Origin of the sequence: Pseudoxanthomonas taiwanensis (assembly GCF_010093135.1) — a bacterium.
Taxonomy (GTDB): Bacteria; Pseudomonadota; Gammaproteobacteria; order Xanthomonadales; family Xanthomonadaceae; genus Pseudoxanthomonas; species Pseudoxanthomonas taiwanensis.
Window position 1 is genome coordinate 33626 of sequence record NZ_PDWK01000017.1, and the last position, 15006, is coordinate 48631.

Here is a 15006-nt window from a genome sequence, read left to right on the forward strand (position 1 = left end):
GGCCGAGCGCACCCAGACCGGCGGCCAGCCACAGCAAGGCGCGACGTCGGGACACGGCCATCGCCTTACTGCGCGTGCGCGAGCTGCGCGTGTGCCCAGCGCACGATCACGGCCGACGGCATCGCGCCGGACAGGCGTGCCAGTTCGCGGCCCTGCCGGAACAGGGCCAGCGTGGGAATGCTGCGGATGTCGAAGCGATGCGCCAGCTCCGGCTGCGACTGGGTGTCGACCTTGGCCAGTCGCAGCGCCGGTTCCAGCTGTGCCGCCGCGGCTTCGAAATGCGGTGCCATCATCCGGCACGGGCCGCACCACGGTGCCCAGAAATCGACCAGCAGCGGCAGGTCGCTTTTGGAGGCGTGGGCTTCGAAGCCATCGACGCCTTCGAGCGTGGCCGGATGGCCGTCGAACAGCGGCTTGCCGCAGCGACCGCATTGCGACGCATCGCCGAGCCGCGCCTGCGGCATGCGGTTGATCGCGTTGCACTGCGGGCAGGCGACCTGCAGGGCGTTGGCCGCGTTCATGCCCCGGCCTCGAAACTCTTGTCGCCCAGCAGCACGCGGCCTTCGCCATCGACCACGCGGACTTCCACATTGATGCCCTGGCGCACGCTCTGGGTGACCACGCAGAAGTCCTCGAACTGTGCCAACACGCGGTCGAGGTTGTGGTAATCGGCGTTGTGGCCGGGCAGGTGCAGCGTGGCCTTCGCCGAAGCGATGCGCCAGCGGCCCTGTTCGTTGCGCGTCGGCAACGCGCAGATTTCCGCGTGCAGCGGGCCGGGCGTGTTGCGGTGCTTGCGCAACGCGAACAGCAGGCTGGCGGCCAGGCAGTTGGCCACCGCGGCCAGCAGCAGGCGCGAGGGGTTGGGCCCGCGGTCGTGGCCCAGTGGCGCCGGTTCGTCGGTCAGCAGCGGATCGAGCGCGGTGTCGTCGAAGAGGATGCGGAAGGCGTAGTCGCTGTCCTGCTCCAGGCGGATGCGGATCGGAGTGTCGGTGCTCATGGCGTGTCTCCCGTGGTGCCGGCGTCGGCGGGGACTTCCACCCACAGCGCGCCGCGCAGGTCACCGACGGCGAAGCCGGTGGCGTGGTCGTCCGGATAGCGTTCGGCAATCGCGGCGCGGACCGGTTCGGCCACCTCGCTGCCGTGGCAGGCCAGGCAGCCGGGTTCGGTGGCGATGCCGCGCATCATCCGCAGCGCGATGCCGTCGGGCAGGTGCTCGCGGATCACTGCCACCTGGTCGGCGGCGGCTTCACCGCCGGACACGCGCTGCTGGAACAGGTCCAGCGTCAGCAGTTGCCAATCCTGCGCGGCCTGCGCCGGATGGCGGTTGCGGCCGGGCAGCGCCACGCGCCCCAGCCGCACGCCGTGTTCGGCCATCACCGCGTCGGCGATGGCCGGTGCTTCGGCGTGGCAGACCTCGACCGCCGCGGTCGGGCCGCCGGCCTGCATCGCCGCCTGCAGCTTGCCGCGCAGTTGTCCGCTGAACGCCATCGCCGCGGCCTTCGCGCGGTCGAGCGCCGGATCGGTGGCGGGATCGGTGGTGGAAGTGGCCGATGCAGGCGCGGGCGGGGGAAGGGGATCGCCCTGCGCCTGCATCGGTCGTTCGGGGGCGGCGTCCTGATCGGTTCCAGGTGCGCAGGCCGTCGTGGCGAACACGAGACATGCGGCCAGCGCGGCGGGGGGAAATGCCCTCTTGTTCATGTGGAAGCCTCCTTGGGGGCACGCTGCCGCAGCAGCGCGTAGTAGAGCAACGGAATCACCACCAACGTCAGCACCGTCGAGACGAGGATGCCGAAGATCAGCGAGATGGCCAGGCCGTTGAAGATCGGGTCGTCGAGGATGAAGAACGCGCCGGCCATGGCCGCCACCGCGGTCAGAGCGATGGGCTGGGCGCGCACCGCGCAGGCCTCCACCACCGCGCTTTCCAGGGTGTGTCCCCGGGCGAGCAGGTGGTCGACGAAGTCCACCAGCAGGATCGAGTTGCGGACGATGATGCCCGCCAGCGCGATCATGCCGATCATCGATGTCGCGGTGAACTGCGCGCCGAGCAGCGCATGGCCGGGCATCACCCCGATCACGGTCAGCGGGATCGGCGCCATGATCACCAGCGGCACGATGTAGTTGCGGAAGTACGCCACCACCAGCAGGTAGATCAGCACCATGCCGGCGGCGTAGGCGATGCCCATGTCGCGGAAGGTCTCCCAGGTGATCTGCCACTCGCCGTCCCACTTGATCGAGAAGCCGCTGGTGTCGGCCGGCTGCGCGATGTAGTGCTGCGACAGGTGCTGGCCGTCGATGGCGTTGTCGGCCACCTGCCCGACCAGGTCGAACATGCCGTACAGCGGGCTGTCGACGGTGCCGCTTTCGTCGCCCATCACGTACACCACCGGCAGCAGGTCCTTGTGCATGATCGCGCCGTCCCACGGCGTGCGCTGCACCGTGACCAGCTCCGACAGCGGCACCAGCTGGCCGTTGCCGCCGCGCACGCGCAGCGCCAGCAGGCCGTCGAGCGAGGCCTGCCCGGCCACCGGCAGGCGCAGCCGGATCGGCCGCGGATACTTGCTGCTGCCGTCGATCACCCAGGTGGCATCGCTGCCCGAGAGGCCGGCGGCAATGGCCTCGGCGATGGCCGCCTGCGACACGCCCAGGCGCGCGGCGCGCACCCGGTCGATGACGATCACGTCGCGTGCGGCGTCGGCCTCGATGCTGGTGTCGACATCGACGATGCCCTCGGTGTCGAGGAATCGCTGTTCCAGCGCGCGGCCCACGGCACGCTGGTGCGCGTAATCCGGGCCGTAGACCTCGGCCACGATCGGCGACAGCACCGGCGGGCCGGGCGGTACTTCCACCACCTTGACCGAGGCGCCATGGCGGCGGCCGATCTCAGCCAGTCGTGGCCGCAGCGCCAGCGCGATCTCGTGGCTCTTGCGCTCGCGTTCCCGCCGGTCCACGAGGTTGACCTGCAGGTCGCCGACGTTGGCGCCCTGGCGCAGGTCGTACTGGCGCACCAGGCCGTTGAAGTTGATCGGCGCGGACGTGCCCACGTAGCCCTGGTAGTGGAGCACCTCCGGCGTGTCATCGAGTACCGCGGCCAGTTCCGCGAGCAATGCGCTGGTGTCTTCCAGCGTGCGCCCTTCGGGCAGGTCGACCACGATCTGCAATTCCGACTTGTTGTCGAACGGCAGCATCTTCAGCACCACCAGCTTGAACACCGCCAGGCTCGCGGCCAGCAGCACCAGCGCGGCCATGGCCGCGAACAGCGCGTGGCGGCGGCGGGCACCGCGGTCGGCATCAAGGAACGGGCCCATCGTGCGCTCGAACAGGCGGTGCAGTTTCGCCGCCATCGTGCCTTCGGCATGGCCGTGGCCGCCGTGACCGACGGCATCGTTGGCTGCGTGGTCGGCGGCGTGGCGGCGCAGCAGCTTCAGCGACAGCCACGGCGTGACCACCAGCGCGATCATCAGCGACAGCAGCATGCCGACCGAGGCGTTGATCGGGATCGGGCGCATGTACGGGCCCATCAGCCCGGTCACGAACGCCATCGGCATCAGCGCCGCGATCACGGTGAAGGTGGCGAGGATGGTCGGGCCGCCGACTTCGTCCACCGCCGGCGGGATCGCCTCGCGCAGGGTCTTGCCACCCTGGCTCATGTGCCGGTGGATGTTCTCGACCACCACGATGGCGTCGTCGACCAGGATGCCGATCGAGAAGATCAGCGCGAACAGCGACACGCGGTTGAGGGTGAAGCCCATCGCCCACGACGCGAACAGCGTCACCGACAGGGTCAGGATCACCGCGCTGCCGATCACGATGGCCTCGCGGCGGCCCAGCGCGAACAGCACCAGCAGCACCACCGAGAGCGTGGCGAAGATCAATTTCTTGATCAACGTCTGCGCCTTGTCGCTGGCGGTCAGGCCGTAGTCGCGGGTGACCTCGACATGCACGCCGTCGGGAATCAGTTGTCCGCGCAGCACGTCCACGCGGCGCAGCGCGGCCTGGGTGATGTCGGCGGCGTTGCTGCCGGGTTTCTTGGCGATGGCGAGGGTGACAGAGGGGGCGACGCCGGCTTCGGGGCCGTCGCGGCCGGCCGGGGCGCCGTGCCAGACGTAGCTCGACGGCGCGTCGGCAGCATCGGTCACCGTGGCCACGTCGGTGATGCGCACCGGCTGCCCGCCCGACACGCCCAGCACCAGTTCGGCCACGTCCCCGCGCCCGGCGAGGAACTGCCCGGAGGTCACCTGCACGACGCCCTCCGCGCCGGTGCGGTTTCCGGCATGGCGCACGACGTTGGCCGCGCGGAGCGCGTCGGCGAGGTCGGTCAGGGTCAGCCCGTGCGCTGCGAGCCGTGCCGGATCCGGCGTGACCAGCATCGCCCGGTCCGGCGCGCCGATGGTATATATGTCGCGCGTGCCTGGGACGCGCTTGAGTTCCGTCTCCAGCGTGTGCGCGACTTCTGCTAGCTCGCGCGGACCATAGTGGGGATCGTCGCTCCACAGCGTCAGCGCCATCACCGGCACATCGTCGATGCCCTTGGGTTTGACGACCGCGGGCCCGGCGCCGAGGTCGCGCGGCAGCCAGTCCTGGTTGGAAAGGACCTTGTCGTAGAGCCGCACCAGCGCAGCCTGGCGTTTCACTCCGACCTCGAACTCCACCGTGACCAGAGCCATGCCCGGGCGGCTGGTGGAATAGGTGTGCCGGATCTCCTCGATCTCGGACAGCTTCTGCTCCAGCGGGAACGTCACCAGCTGCTCGACCTGGCGCGCATCGGCGCCGGGGAAGGGCACGATGACGTTGGCCATGGTCACGTCGATCTGTGGTTCTTCCTCGCGCGGCGTGATCATCACCGCCACGAACCCGAGCAGCAGGCCCAGCAGCGCCAGGATCGGCGTTAGCGGACTGTCCTGGAACTGACGCGCGATGCGTCCGGACAGGCCCAGCGGAATATCGCCTGCCGTCGCCATGTCAGTCTTTCCCGCGTGCGGCGACCAGGGCCCGCCGTGCCGCGGTTGCGTCGACGGCGATAATCTCGCCCGGTTCGAGCCCGGAGATCACCTCCACCGCGTCGCCCTCCTGCCCGCCGGGGCGCACGTGGCGCAGCGACAGGCGGTCGTCCTTGAGCACGTACACGGCGTTGACTTCGCCGCGGCGGACCAGCGCGGAAGCGGGGATCCGCGGGAACGCCTCGCCGGCCGTGGAGCGGAACGATACCTTCGCGGTTGTGCCCGGCCACGGCGGCGGGTCGAGCGGCGGCAGCCTCACCCGGATCCGGACCGAATGGCTCGCGGCATCGGCGGCCGGGAACACGGTCACGTCGGCGCTTTCGACGGTGCGGCCGTCGTCGAGGCGCACGGATGCCACCGGGTCGCGGCGGATCGCTTCCGCATCCGACTGCGGCACGCTGACCTCAATGCGCATCGCACCGGGTTCGAACATCGCCATCAGCGGCTGGCCGATGCCCACGCTCTCGCCTGGATGCACGTGGCGCGCATTGACGAAGCCCGTGTAGGGTGCGTGGACGACCGTGTACGCGCGTTGCTGTTCCAGTTCGGCGAGTTGCGCGCGGGCGGCGTCGAGTTCGGCGCGGGCCTGGTCGAGTTGCATCCCGGAGACGTAGCGATCCCTGGCCAGCTCGGCCATGCGCCGGTACGTGGCCTCGGCCAGGCGGACGCGCGCGCGCGCGGCGTCCGCCCCGGCCTGCTGCTCGACCGCGCTCAGCCGCACCAGCAGTGCTCCCGCGGGCACGTGGTCACCGACGTCGTGCGCGACCTCGGCGACGCGGCCCGCCGTCTGCGCCGACAGCACGGCCTGGCGCTCGGCCTCGATCACGCCATCCCATGCGTGGGCCGACGGCCGGCCGGCCTCCACCCGTAGCGTGGCCAGCCCGACGGGCGCCCCGGGGGCGGGCGCCGGCGGGGCCACGTCGCCGGCACAGGCGCCGAGCGCGATGACCAGTGCCGCCGGGAGCAGGAGTCGGGCGTGAAGCATCGGCATGCCGGCCTCACTTGAACGCGCAGCCGCTGGGGACGCCGAGCTTGCGGAACACAATGGCGGCGGGACAGAAGCCGGTGACGCTGGCCTGCAGCATGTTCAGGCCGATGAAGGCGGTGAACCACAGCCACAGCGGCGAATGGAAATGGGCCAGGGTCAGGCTCAGCAGGACCATGGCGCCGGCGAAGGCGAGGACGGCTCGGTCGAGGTTCATGGTGTTGTTTCCTCAAGGTGTGGTGGAGGATCAGCGCGTGCGCGTGATCCCGAGCAGTTTCAGCACGTATTTCTCGTAGATCGGCTCGGTGTTGCCGGACTTCATCTTCATCATGAAGTACTTCTCGAACGCGACCTTGGCCAGATGCACCCAGTAGCCGACCTTGGCCCAGGTCACGTTGCGCGGCGGGAACTGCGGCAGCGCCACGAAGGCCGCGCCGGTGTCGCCCATGTCGGCCAGGCAGATCGCGTTCCACGTCGCCTCGGCGGTCGCAGGCTCTCCCTTCAGGTCGGCCCGGATGTTCTGCGCCACTGCGATGACCATCGACTCGATCATGAAGCCGGTCTTGGGCGCGCCGGTCGGTACCGGCGTGGCTTCCACCGGCGGAATGGCCACGCACACGCCCAGCGAATAGATGTTGGGATAGGCCGGGTTGCGCTGGTGCTTGTCGATCAGGATGAAGCCGCGCGGATTGCACAGGCCTTCGCCCTGGCGCACCGCCGGCACGCCGGTGAACGCCGGCAGCACCATCGAATACTTGAACGGCAGCACGTGCGTCTTCTTCGGCTGGCCGTCCTCGTCCACTTCGGCCACCTCCATCTCGCCATCGCGCACGGCGGTGATCTTGGCGTTGGTGATCCAGTGGACGTGGCGCTGGCGGAATTCGGTTTCCATCAGGCCCTTGGAGTCGCCCACGCCGCCCAGGCCCATGTGGCCGATGTACGGCTCGGGAGTGACGTAGGTCATCGGCACCTTGTCGCGCAGCTTGCGCTTGCGCAGGTCGCGGTCGAGGATCATCGCGAACTCGTAGGCCGGGCCGAAGCAGCTGGCGCCGGGCGCGGCCCCGACCACGATCGGGCCGGGGTCCTGCAGGAAGGCCTGGTAGGCCTCCCACGCGGTGCTGGCATGCGGGGTGGTGCAGATCGACTGGGTGAAGCCGCCGTCCGGGCCGAGGCCAGGGATTTCGTCGAACGCCAGCCGCGGGCCGGTGGCGATGACGAGGTAGTCGTAGTCCAGCGTGCGCCCGTCGCGCAGCACGATGCGGTTGGCATCGGGTTCCACCTTCTCGGCGCCGGCGCCTTCGAAGGCGATCTTCTTCTTCGCCAGATAGGCCGCGACCGGCATCTCCACGTCGGCTGGCTTCCGCCAGCCCACTGCCACCCACGGATTGGACGGAGTGAACGAAAAGCGGTCGCCCTCACCGACCACGGTGATGTCCGGGCCGGAGCCCAGCGTGCCGCGCAGTTCGTAGGCAGCGCTCATGCCACCGATGCCCGCGCCCAGTACCACGATGTGCGTCATTGGATGCCCTCCCAGGCGCCGGATCCGACCCGGGAAATGGGTCTCGTCTAGCCAGTTGTATCTAAATTAGCAATACCGTATATTATAGTCAACTAATGTTGTTGGAACACAGCAATGTCCCGTACTGTCGAAGACTTGGTGGCTGAGGCACGTTCGAGAATCCGCGAGATTTCCTTGGAAGAGTTGGTGGACACGCTTGCGGGCGACCTCGTGCTGGTCGACGTCCGCGAACCGGACGAGTACGCGCAGGGCCACCTGCCGGGCGCGGTCAACCTGCCGCGGGGCGTGCTCGAGTTCCAGATCCATGCGCATCCGGCGATGGGCTGCGTCGCGGACGAAGCCTTGGCGGTGCCGTCCCGCCGTGTGGTGCTGTACTGCCGGACGGGCGGGCGATCCGCGCTGGCCGCCGACAGCCTGCGGCAGTTGGGCTTCACCGACGTGTGTTCGCTTGCCGGCGGCTTCGAGGCGTGGCGCAATGCAGACCTGTCCGTGAGCATGGAATGACGATGGCACCGAAGAAGACCAAGACGGCGAAGGCAGCGAACATCGCCTTCGACATGGAGGCGATGCGGGCGCATGCCGGCGACGCGGCGCGGCTGTTGAAGGCGCTGGCCAACGAGAAGCGCCTGCAGGTGCTGTGCCTGTTGGCGGAAGGGGAGCGGTCGGTCGGCGAGATCAACTCTATGCTTGATCTCAGCCAGTCAGCGCTGTCGCAGCACCTGGCGGTGCTGCGCGAGGAAGGACTGGTGCAGACCCGCCGCGAGGCGCAGGTCATCTACTACTCGCTCATGCCCGGGCCGGCGGCGCAGGTGATGCAGACGCTGCACGGCATCTACTGCAGCCCCGCTCCGGCGCGGGCGAAGAAGAAGGGGGCGGCATGATCGGACTGCTCAAGGCGCTGCTGGGGATGGGCGGCGAGCAGGTCGGCCCGCGCGAGGCGGTGCAGCGCATCAACCGCGGCGCGGTGCTGGTCGATGTCCGCGAGCCCGGCGAATTCGCCGCCGGCCACGCCGCCGATGCCGTCCACCTGCCGCTCGGCCGCATCCGCGCGCAGGGCGCGGGCGCACTCGACGCGTGCTCGGTGCCGGAAGGCGCTGAAGTCCTGCTGGTCTGCCAGAGCGGGATGCGCTCGCGCATCGCGCAGTCGTCGCTGGCCAAGGATGCGCGCCGCCGTTACGTCAATGTCGACGGCGGCATGGCCGCGTGGGCGGCCAGCGGTTTGCCGATCGTCCGCAGCGGGAGGGCGCCATGACCGCTGCGGAAGCCGACAGGGCCGACATCGCGCGCTGGGACGCACGCTACGGCACCGACGACTACGTGTTCGGTACCGAGCCGAACGCCTTCCTCGCCTCGCAGGCCCACCGGCTGATGCCCGGCATGTCCGTGCTGGCGGTGGCCGACGGCGAGGGTCGCAACGGCGTCTGGCTGGCAGCGCAGGGCATGAACGTGTTGTCCGTGGACGCTTCCGAAACGGGTCTGGAGAAAGCCAGGAAGCTGGCCGCCGCACGCGGCGTGCGCATCGCCACCGAACAGGTCGACCTGGGCGAGTGGAACTGGGGCGCGGAACGTTTCGACGCGGTCGTGGCGATCTTCGTCCAGTTCGCCGATCCGGCGCTGCGCGAGGCCATGTTTGCCGGCATGCAGCGCACGCTCAAGCCCGGCGGTCTGCTGCTGTTGCAGGGCTATCGCCCCGAGCAACTCGAATACGGCACCGGCGGCCCGTCGGACGTGGACAAGCTCTACACCGCCGATATGGAATTGTTGTACCTGCATGAACACGACAGCGCGCTGGCCGAGGGTTCCGGCCACGCGGGCATGTCCGCGCTGATCGACCTGGTCGCGCGCAAGCGCCGGTTGCCTCCCGCACGCCACCCCACTGAAGGATGACAGCCATGTCCGCCATCGATTCCTACACCGATCTCACCCGCGCCGTCTCGAAGAACCTCGCGCCGCTGCGTACCCACAACGCCGAAGTGATGCAGGGTTTCGGCGCGCTCAGCAAGGCGGCGCTGGCGCCGGGCGTACTCGACGAGAAGACCAAGGAACTGATCGCGATGGCGATCGGCGTCGCCAGCCGCTGCGATGCCTGCCTCGGCTTCCATGCCAAGGCGCTGGTGAGGCTGGGCGCGACGCCGGAGGAGTTCCGCGAAATGCTCGGCGTGGCCGTCTACATGGGCGGCGGGCCTTCGCTGATGTACGCGGCCAATGCGCTGGCGGCGTTCGAGGAGTTTTCCGCGCAGCCGGCGTGATCCGGTCGCGGGTGCGTCATTTTGTCATCTTATGGTTTCGGGAATAAACCGGGATGATGGAACGCGGCAAGGATTGATCTGGACAGCCATGACGCATGGCTGTCTCACCACGTGATCGGAGAGTGTCATGTTCCCTGAGCTCGACCTTGTGATCCTGTCGCGGCTGCAGTTCGCGCTGACGGCGATGTACCACTTCATTTTCGTGCCGCTCACGCTGGGACTGTCGTTCCTGCTGGCGATCATGGAGAGCGTGTACGTGATGACCGGCCGCGAGATCTGGCGGCGGATGACCATGTTCTGGGGCACGCTGTTCGGCATCAACTTCGCGCTCGGCGTGGCAACCGGCATCGTGATGGAGTTCCAGTTCGGGATGAACTGGAGCTACTACAGCCACTACGTGGGCGACATCTTCGGCGCCCCGCTGGCGATCGAGGGCCTGATGGCGTTCTTCCTCGAGGCGACGTTCATCGGCCTGTTCTTCTTCGGCTGGAACCGGATGTCGAAGCTGGCGCACCTGGTGGTGACCTGGCTGGTGGCGCTGGGCACCAACCTGTCAGCGCTGTGGATCCTGGTCGCCAACGGCTGGATGCAGAACCCGGTGGGCGCGGTGTTCAACCCGGACACGATGCGCATGGAGATGACGGACTTCCTGGCCGTGGTGTTCAACCCGGTGGCGCAGGCCAAGTTCGTGCACACGGTGGCGGCCGGCTACGTCAGCGCGGCGATGTTCGTGGCCGCGATCAGTGCCTGGTACCTGCTGCGTGGGCGCCACCTCGACATCGCCAAGCGCTCGATGGCGGTGGCCACCAGCTTCGGCCTGGCGGCTTCGTTGAGCGTGGTGGTGCTGGGTGACGAGAGCGGCTACCTGAGCACCGAGCACCAGAAGATGAAGCTGGCGGCGATCGAGGCCATGTGGGAGACCGAGCCGCCGCCGGCCAGCTTCAATGTCGTCGCCTGGCCCGACCAGGAGGCGTGGCGCAACGCGTTCCAGGTCCAGATCCCCTGGGTGATGGGCCTGATCGGCACGCGCTCGATCAGCAAGGAGATGCCGGGCATCAACGACCTGGTCGCCTCGGCGCAGCGGCGCATCGAGAACGGCATGCGCGCCTACGCCGCGCTCGAGCGGGTGCGCGCCAATCCGGATGACCAGGTCGCGCGCGCGGAGTTCTCCGCCAACTGGCAGGACCTGGGCTACGGCCTGCTGCTCAAGCGCTACCGCGAGGACGTGCAGAACGCCACGCCGGACGAGATCGAGGCCGCGGCATTCGACACCGTGCCGCAGGTGATGCCGCTGTTCTGGACGTTCCGGGTGATGGTGGCGCTGGGCTTCTATTTCATCGGCTTCTTCGCGTTCGCTTTCTGGCTGGTGTCGACCGGCAGGATCGAGAACAGCCGGCGCTTCCTGAAAATCGCGCTTTGGAGCATTGCGTTGCCCTGGGTCGCCATCCAGTGCGGCTGGTTCGTGGCCGAGTTCGGGCGCCAGCCGTGGGTGATCGAGGGCGTGCTGCCGACCTTCTATGCGGTGTCCGGATTGTCGGTGCTCGACCTGGTGATCAGCCTGCTGGTGTTCTTCGTGCTGTACACCACGCTGGCGATCGTCGGTTTCCGGTTGCTGCTCAAGGCGATCCGCAAGGGGCCGGAAGAGCCGTCCGGGGCATCCGCCGATGCGCCGGGCGTGCAAGCCGATCCCGCCATGCTCACGGCGCACTGACAGGAGGCGACGATGGACGTTTCGATGATTCCGCTGGACTACGCCACGTTGCGCGTGATCTGGTGGCTGCTGTTGGGCGTGCTGCTGATCGGATTCGCGGTCATGGATGGTTTCGACCTCGGCGTCGCCGCGCTATTGCCGGTGGTGGCCACGACCGACGAAGAGCGGAGGGTGATGCTCAACCTCGTCGGCCCGGTGTGGGAGGGCAACCAGGTCTGGCTGATCACCGGCGGTGGTGCGATCTTCGCCGCGTGGCCGCTGCTGTATGCGGCCTCGTTCTCCGGCCTGTACCTGGCGATGCTGCTCCTGCTGGTCGCGCTGATCGTGCGCCCGGTGGGCTTCAAGTACCGCAGCAAGCTGCCCGACGCGCGCTGGCGCGCCACCTGGGATGGGCTGCTGTGCTTCTCCGGCGTCGTCGCCAGCCTGGTGTTCGGCGTGGCGATGGGCAATCTGCTGCTGGGCCTGCCGTTCGGTTCGGACCCGGAAACGCTGCGCCCGCTGTACGCGGGCAGCCTGTGGCAGCTGTTCACACCGTTCCCGCTGCTGGCGGGCGTCGTGAGCGTGGCGATGCTGCTGGCGCACGGCGCCGCGCTGCTGGCCTGGCGCACGGATGGCCTGATCGCCGCGCGCGCGCGCAGGATCGGCGCCGTGCTGGCACTGGCCTGCGGCGTGCTGTTCGCGCTCGCTGGCGTGTTGGTGGCGTCGATGGACGGCCACGTGATCGCCGGCACGGTTGACGTCTCGGCGGCGAGCAACCCGGCGCTGAAGGCGGTGGAGGTGGTCGGGGGCGGCTGGATGCACAACTTCTCGCGCTGGCCGTGGATGTGGCTCGCGCCGGGGCTCGGCGTGGCCGGATCGCTGCTGGCGGCGCTGCTGCTGTGGCGCGGCGCGCGGGTGTCGGCGTTCCTGGCGACGTCGACGGCGATCACCGGCGTCATCCTGACCGTCGGCTTCGCGCTGTTCCCGTTCCTGATGCCCTCGTCGCTGCAGCCGGGCATGGGGCTGACGGTGTGGGATGCCTCGTCGAGCCATTTCACCTTGTGGGTGATGTTGCTGGCGACGGTGGTGTTTCTGCCGATCGTGGTGTTCTATACCGGCTACGTGTACCGGGTGATGCGCGGCACGGTAACGCCGGAGTCGGTCTCGGAGAATCCCAATGCGTATTGATGGTCTCCAGCGTCATCGGCCACTGATCGGGAGCTGACAGCCATGTGGTACTTCTCGTGGATCCTGGGGCTGGGCCTGGCCTGCGCCTTCGCCATCCTCAACGCGATGTGGTTCGAGCTGCGCGAGCACGACCGTGATGCCGCCGGGGAGGACGGTCCGCGCACATGAGCACTGAGGGCGGGCCGCAGGCCGCCGCGGCCGCGCGCCTGCCCGCGGAGCACGCGGCCTGGCTGCGGGCGCTGGCGTCGCTGGCGCGGCGCCCGCTGGCGCTGGCCATGGGCCTGCCCCTGCTGGCCGGCCTGCTGCTGCTGGTCCAGGCCGCCGCCCTGGCGCGGGCGCTGCAGCGGATCGTGGCCGACGGCGCGGACCTGGCGCAGGCCTGGCCGCCCCTGGCCCTGGCCGCGGCGCTGGTGCTGGTGCGCGCGGCCCTGCTGTGGTGGGCCGAGCGCGCCGGGCAACAGGCGGCCGAGGCGGTGAAGCTGGCGGCGCGGCGGGCGCTGTTCGCGCACCTGCTGGAGGCCGGCGTGCTGTGGAGCCGGGCGCGGCCCTCCGGCGAGCTGGCCGACGCCCTGGGCACCCAGGCCGAGGCGCTGGACGGCTACTTCGCCGGCTACCTGCCGGCGCTGGCCGGCGCGGCGGTGCTGCCGCTGCTGTTCTGCGCGGTGCTGGCCGGCTTCGACGTGGTGGCGGCGCTGGGGCTGGCGTTGACCGTGCCGGCCATCCCGCTGTTCATGGCCCTGGTCGGCTGGGGCGCGGGGGCGGCCAGCCGCCGCCATGCGGCGGCGCTGGCGCGCCTGTCCGGGCTGTTCGCCGACCGCGTGCGCGGCCTGCTGACGCTGCGCTTGCACGGCCGGGCCGAAGCCGAGCAGGCGCGGGTGCGCGCCGCCAGCGAGGCCCTGCGCGAGCGCACCATGGCGGTGCTGCGCATCGCCTTCCTGTCCTCGGCGGTGCTGGAGTTCTTCGCCGCCCTGGGGGTGGCCGGGGTGGCGCTGTACTTCGGCCTGTCTTACCTGCGCCTGATCGACCTGCGCGCCGCGCCGCTGACCCTGGAGACCGGGCTGTTCTGCCTGCTGATGGCGCCCGAGGTGTACCTGCCCCTGCGGCGCCTGGCCGCGCACTACCACGACCGCGCCGCCGCGCGCGGCGCGGTGGCGCAGATCGCCTCGCTGTACGGGACCCTGCCCGATCCCGCCCCGGCCGCCCCGGCGGTGGATGCCGGCGCGCCGCCGGCCGGTCCGCGGCGGCTGGAGATCGCCGGCCTGCGCGTGCCGATGCGGGCCGGCGCCACGCTGCGCCTGGAGGGGCCGGTGGCGGTGGCGCCGGGCGAGTGGATCGCCCTCACCGGCCCCAGCGGCAGCGGCAAGTCCACCCTGCTGGAGGCCCTGGCCGGGCTGCGCGAGCACGACGGACGGCTGGAGCTGGCCGGGCTGGCTCCGCGGGCGTGGCCGCAGGCGGCGCTGCGCCGCGAGCTGCTGCTGATCCCGCAGCGGCCGTGGCTGCTGCCCGGCAGCATCGCCGACAACCTGCGCCTGGCCGCGCCGCAGGCCGACCCGGCCGCGCTGTGGCAGGCGCTGCGCCAGGCCGCCCTGGACGAGGTGGTGCGGGCCCTGCCGCGCGGCCTGGACATGCCGCTGGGCCAGCGCGGGCAGGGCCTGTCGGGTGGGCAGCTGCAGCGCCTGGCGCTGGCACGGATGTATCTGGCCGATCCGCGCATCGTGCTGCTGGACGAGCCGACCGCGCATCTGGACGCGGCCACCCGCGACCGTGTGCTGGCCGCGCTGGCGCGCTTCGCCGCCGGCCGCACCCTGGTGGTGGCCACCCACGATCCGGCGGTGGTGGCGCTGGCCTCGCGCCTGTGGGAAGTGCTGCCCGATGGCCGGGTGGTGGCGGCATGAAGGCGCTGCTGGCCGAGCTGTGGCCGCTGCTGCGCCGGCAGCGCCGCCGGCTGGGGCTGGCGCTGCTGCTGGCGCTGGTGACCCTGCTGGCCAGCATCGGCCTGCTCGGCGTGTCGGGCTGGTTCATCACCGCCACCGCACTGGTGGCCGGGGCGCTGGCCACCTTCAACCTGTTCGCGCCCTCGGCGCTGGTGCGCGGGCTGGCGTTCGTGCGCATCCTGGCCCGCTACGGGGAGCGCGTGGCCGGCCATGCCGCCACCCTGGGCCTGTTGTCGGACCTGCGTGTGCGCGTGTTCGGCCGGCTGCTGCGCGAGGACGCGGCGCGGCTGGCGCGCTGGCGCGACGGCGACCTGGTGGCGCGCCTGGCCGGCGACGTGGACGCGCTGGACTCGGTGTTCCTGCTCTCGCTGCAGCCACTGCTGGTCGGCGGCCTGGCCGGCGCGGCGGTGGTCGGGCTGCTGGCCTGGGCGGTGCCGGCGGCGG

The 15006-nt window shown here is 70.1% G+C and carries 16 protein-coding genes and 1 pseudogene; 10 read left to right on the forward strand and 7 right to left on the reverse strand.

The window, feature by feature from the left end:
- Positions 1-65: 65 nt before the first annotated feature.
- The 7 genes from trxC to CR938_RS05080 are packed head-to-tail and all read right to left on the reverse strand — an operon-like array spanning position 66 to position 7501.
- Entirely contained in the window at positions 66-521 is a 456-nt protein-coding gene (gene trxC, locus CR938_RS05050) for a thioredoxin TrxC (RefSeq protein WP_162123952.1), read from the reverse strand.
- Positions 518-997, reverse strand: a complete 480-nt coding sequence (locus CR938_RS05055) for an OsmC family protein (RefSeq protein WP_162123953.1) — start codon at positions 995-997, stop codon at positions 518-520. Before CR938_RS05055 ends, trxC begins: the two co-directional genes overlap by 4 nt.
- Positions 994-1698, reverse strand: a complete 705-nt coding sequence (locus CR938_RS05060) for a c-type heme family protein (RefSeq protein WP_162123954.1) — start codon at positions 1696-1698, stop codon at positions 994-996. The genes CR938_RS05055 and CR938_RS05060 overlap by 4 nt, the downstream gene beginning before the upstream one ends.
- Positions 1695-4958 carry an efflux RND transporter permease subunit gene (locus CR938_RS05065; RefSeq protein ID WP_162123955.1) on the reverse strand — a complete coding sequence of 1088 codons (3264 nt, stop codon included), beginning with the start codon at positions 4956-4958 and terminating at the stop codon, positions 1695-1697. Before CR938_RS05065 ends, CR938_RS05060 begins: the two co-directional genes overlap by 4 nt.
- 1 nt (position 4959) lies before the next feature.
- Positions 4960-5988, reverse strand: coding sequence for an efflux RND transporter periplasmic adaptor subunit (locus tag CR938_RS05070; protein WP_125112018.1), 1029 nt, complete (start codon positions 5986-5988; stop codon positions 4960-4962).
- Positions 5989-5995: 7 nt separating this feature from the next.
- A complete protein-coding gene (locus tag CR938_RS05075) occupies positions 5996-6199 on the reverse strand; it encodes a YgaP family membrane protein (protein WP_162123956.1) in 204 nt (67 codons plus the stop codon).
- A 30-nt stretch (positions 6200-6229) separates the two neighbouring features.
- Entirely contained in the window at positions 6230-7501 is a 1272-nt protein-coding gene (locus tag CR938_RS05080) for an NAD(P)/FAD-dependent oxidoreductase (protein ID WP_162123957.1), read from the reverse strand.
- 114 nt (positions 7502-7615) lie between these two features.
- Between CR938_RS05080 and CR938_RS05085 the strand changes: the two genes are divergently transcribed.
- The 10 genes and pseudogenes from CR938_RS05085 to CR938_RS05130 all read left to right on the forward strand — a co-directional run.
- Positions 7616-8005 (forward strand): rhodanese-like domain-containing protein, encoded by a 390-nt coding sequence (locus CR938_RS05085; protein ID WP_162123958.1) that lies wholly within the window; start codon positions 7616-7618, stop codon positions 8003-8005.
- A 2-nt stretch (positions 8006-8007) separates the two neighbouring features.
- Complete coding sequence (locus tag CR938_RS05090; protein ID WP_233581714.1) at positions 8008-8382, forward strand: ArsR/SmtB family transcription factor; 375 nt, start codon at positions 8008-8010, stop codon at positions 8380-8382.
- Positions 8379-8753: a rhodanese-like domain-containing protein gene (locus tag CR938_RS05095; protein WP_211365180.1), complete on the forward strand. Its 375-nt coding sequence runs from the start codon at positions 8379-8381 to the stop codon at positions 8751-8753. The genes CR938_RS05090 and CR938_RS05095 overlap by 4 nt, the downstream gene beginning before the upstream one ends.
- Entirely contained in the window at positions 8750-9388 is a 639-nt protein-coding gene (locus CR938_RS05100; RefSeq protein WP_246190983.1) for an SAM-dependent methyltransferase, read from the forward strand. Before CR938_RS05095 ends, CR938_RS05100 begins: the two co-directional genes overlap by 4 nt.
- Positions 9389-9393: 5 nt before the next feature.
- A complete protein-coding gene (locus tag CR938_RS05105; protein WP_162123959.1) occupies positions 9394-9750 on the forward strand; it encodes a carboxymuconolactone decarboxylase family protein in 357 nt (118 codons plus the stop codon).
- 127 nt (positions 9751-9877) lie between these two features.
- The gene (locus CR938_RS05110; protein ID WP_162123960.1) at positions 9878-11461 is read left to right on the forward strand and encodes a cytochrome ubiquinol oxidase subunit I; all 1584 of its coding nucleotides are present in this window, start codon (positions 9878-9880) and stop codon (positions 11459-11461) included.
- A 12-nt stretch (positions 11462-11473) separates the two neighbouring features.
- Positions 11474-12628, forward strand: coding sequence for a cytochrome d ubiquinol oxidase subunit II (gene cydB, locus CR938_RS05115; RefSeq protein ID WP_162123961.1), 1155 nt, complete (start codon positions 11474-11476; stop codon positions 12626-12628).
- Between the two features lie 42 nt (positions 12629-12670).
- Positions 12671-12796, forward strand: coding sequence for a cytochrome bd-I oxidase subunit CydX (cydX, locus tag CR938_RS05120; RefSeq protein ID WP_162123962.1), 126 nt, complete (start codon positions 12671-12673; stop codon positions 12794-12796).
- A complete protein-coding gene (gene cydD, locus CR938_RS05125; protein ID WP_162123963.1) occupies positions 12793-14523 on the forward strand; it encodes a thiol reductant ABC exporter subunit CydD in 1731 nt (576 codons plus the stop codon). The genes cydX and cydD overlap by 4 nt, the downstream gene beginning before the upstream one ends.
- Positions 14520-15006 (forward strand): annotated as a pseudogene (locus tag CR938_RS05130) (thiol reductant ABC exporter subunit CydC); the annotation flags it as partial. The gene cydD and the pseudogene CR938_RS05130, both read left to right, overlap by 4 nt.

What these genes read in the sequence shown, in the direction of transcription:
- trxC (WP_162123952.1), bottom strand. Translation starts at nt 521, where the DNA reads ATGAACGCGGCCAACGCCCTGCAGGTCGCCTGCCCGCAGTGCAACGCG.
- CR938_RS05055 (WP_162123953.1), bottom strand. Translation starts at nt 997, where the DNA reads ATGAGCACCGACACTCCGATCCGCATCCGCCTGGAGCAGGACAGCGAC.
- CR938_RS05060 (WP_162123954.1), bottom strand. Translation starts at nt 1,698, where the DNA reads ATGAACAAGAGGGCATTTCCCCCCGCCGCGCTGGCCGCATGTCTCGTG.
- CR938_RS05065 (WP_162123955.1), bottom strand. Translation starts at nt 4,958, where the DNA reads ATGGCGACGGCAGGCGATATTCCGCTGGGCCTGTCCGGACGCATCGCG.
- CR938_RS05070 (WP_125112018.1), bottom strand. Translation starts at nt 5,988, where the DNA reads ATGCCGATGCTTCACGCCCGACTCCTGCTCCCGGCGGCACTGGTCATC.
- CR938_RS05075 (WP_162123956.1), bottom strand. Translation starts at nt 6,199, where the DNA reads ATGAACCTCGACCGAGCCGTCCTCGCCTTCGCCGGCGCCATGGTCCTG.
- CR938_RS05080 (WP_162123957.1), bottom strand. Translation starts at nt 7,501, where the DNA reads ATGACGCACATCGTGGTACTGGGCGCGGGCATCGGTGGCATGAGCGCT.
- CR938_RS05085 (WP_162123958.1), top strand. Translation starts at nt 7,616, where the DNA reads ATGTCCCGTACTGTCGAAGACTTGGTGGCTGAGGCACGTTCGAGAATC.
- CR938_RS05090 (WP_233581714.1), top strand. Translation starts at nt 8,008, where the DNA reads ATGGCACCGAAGAAGACCAAGACGGCGAAGGCAGCGAACATCGCCTTC.
- CR938_RS05095 (WP_211365180.1), top strand. Translation starts at nt 8,379, where the DNA reads ATGATCGGACTGCTCAAGGCGCTGCTGGGGATGGGCGGCGAGCAGGTC.
- CR938_RS05100 (WP_246190983.1), top strand. Translation starts at nt 8,750, where the DNA reads ATGACCGCTGCGGAAGCCGACAGGGCCGACATCGCGCGCTGGGACGCA.
- CR938_RS05105 (WP_162123959.1), top strand. Translation starts at nt 9,394, where the DNA reads ATGTCCGCCATCGATTCCTACACCGATCTCACCCGCGCCGTCTCGAAG.
- CR938_RS05110 (WP_162123960.1), top strand. Translation starts at nt 9,878, where the DNA reads ATGTTCCCTGAGCTCGACCTTGTGATCCTGTCGCGGCTGCAGTTCGCG.
- cydB (WP_162123961.1), top strand. Translation starts at nt 11,474, where the DNA reads ATGGACGTTTCGATGATTCCGCTGGACTACGCCACGTTGCGCGTGATC.
- cydX (WP_162123962.1), top strand. Translation starts at nt 12,671, where the DNA reads ATGTGGTACTTCTCGTGGATCCTGGGGCTGGGCCTGGCCTGCGCCTTC.
- cydD (WP_162123963.1), top strand. Translation starts at nt 12,793, where the DNA reads ATGAGCACTGAGGGCGGGCCGCAGGCCGCCGCGGCCGCGCGCCTGCCC.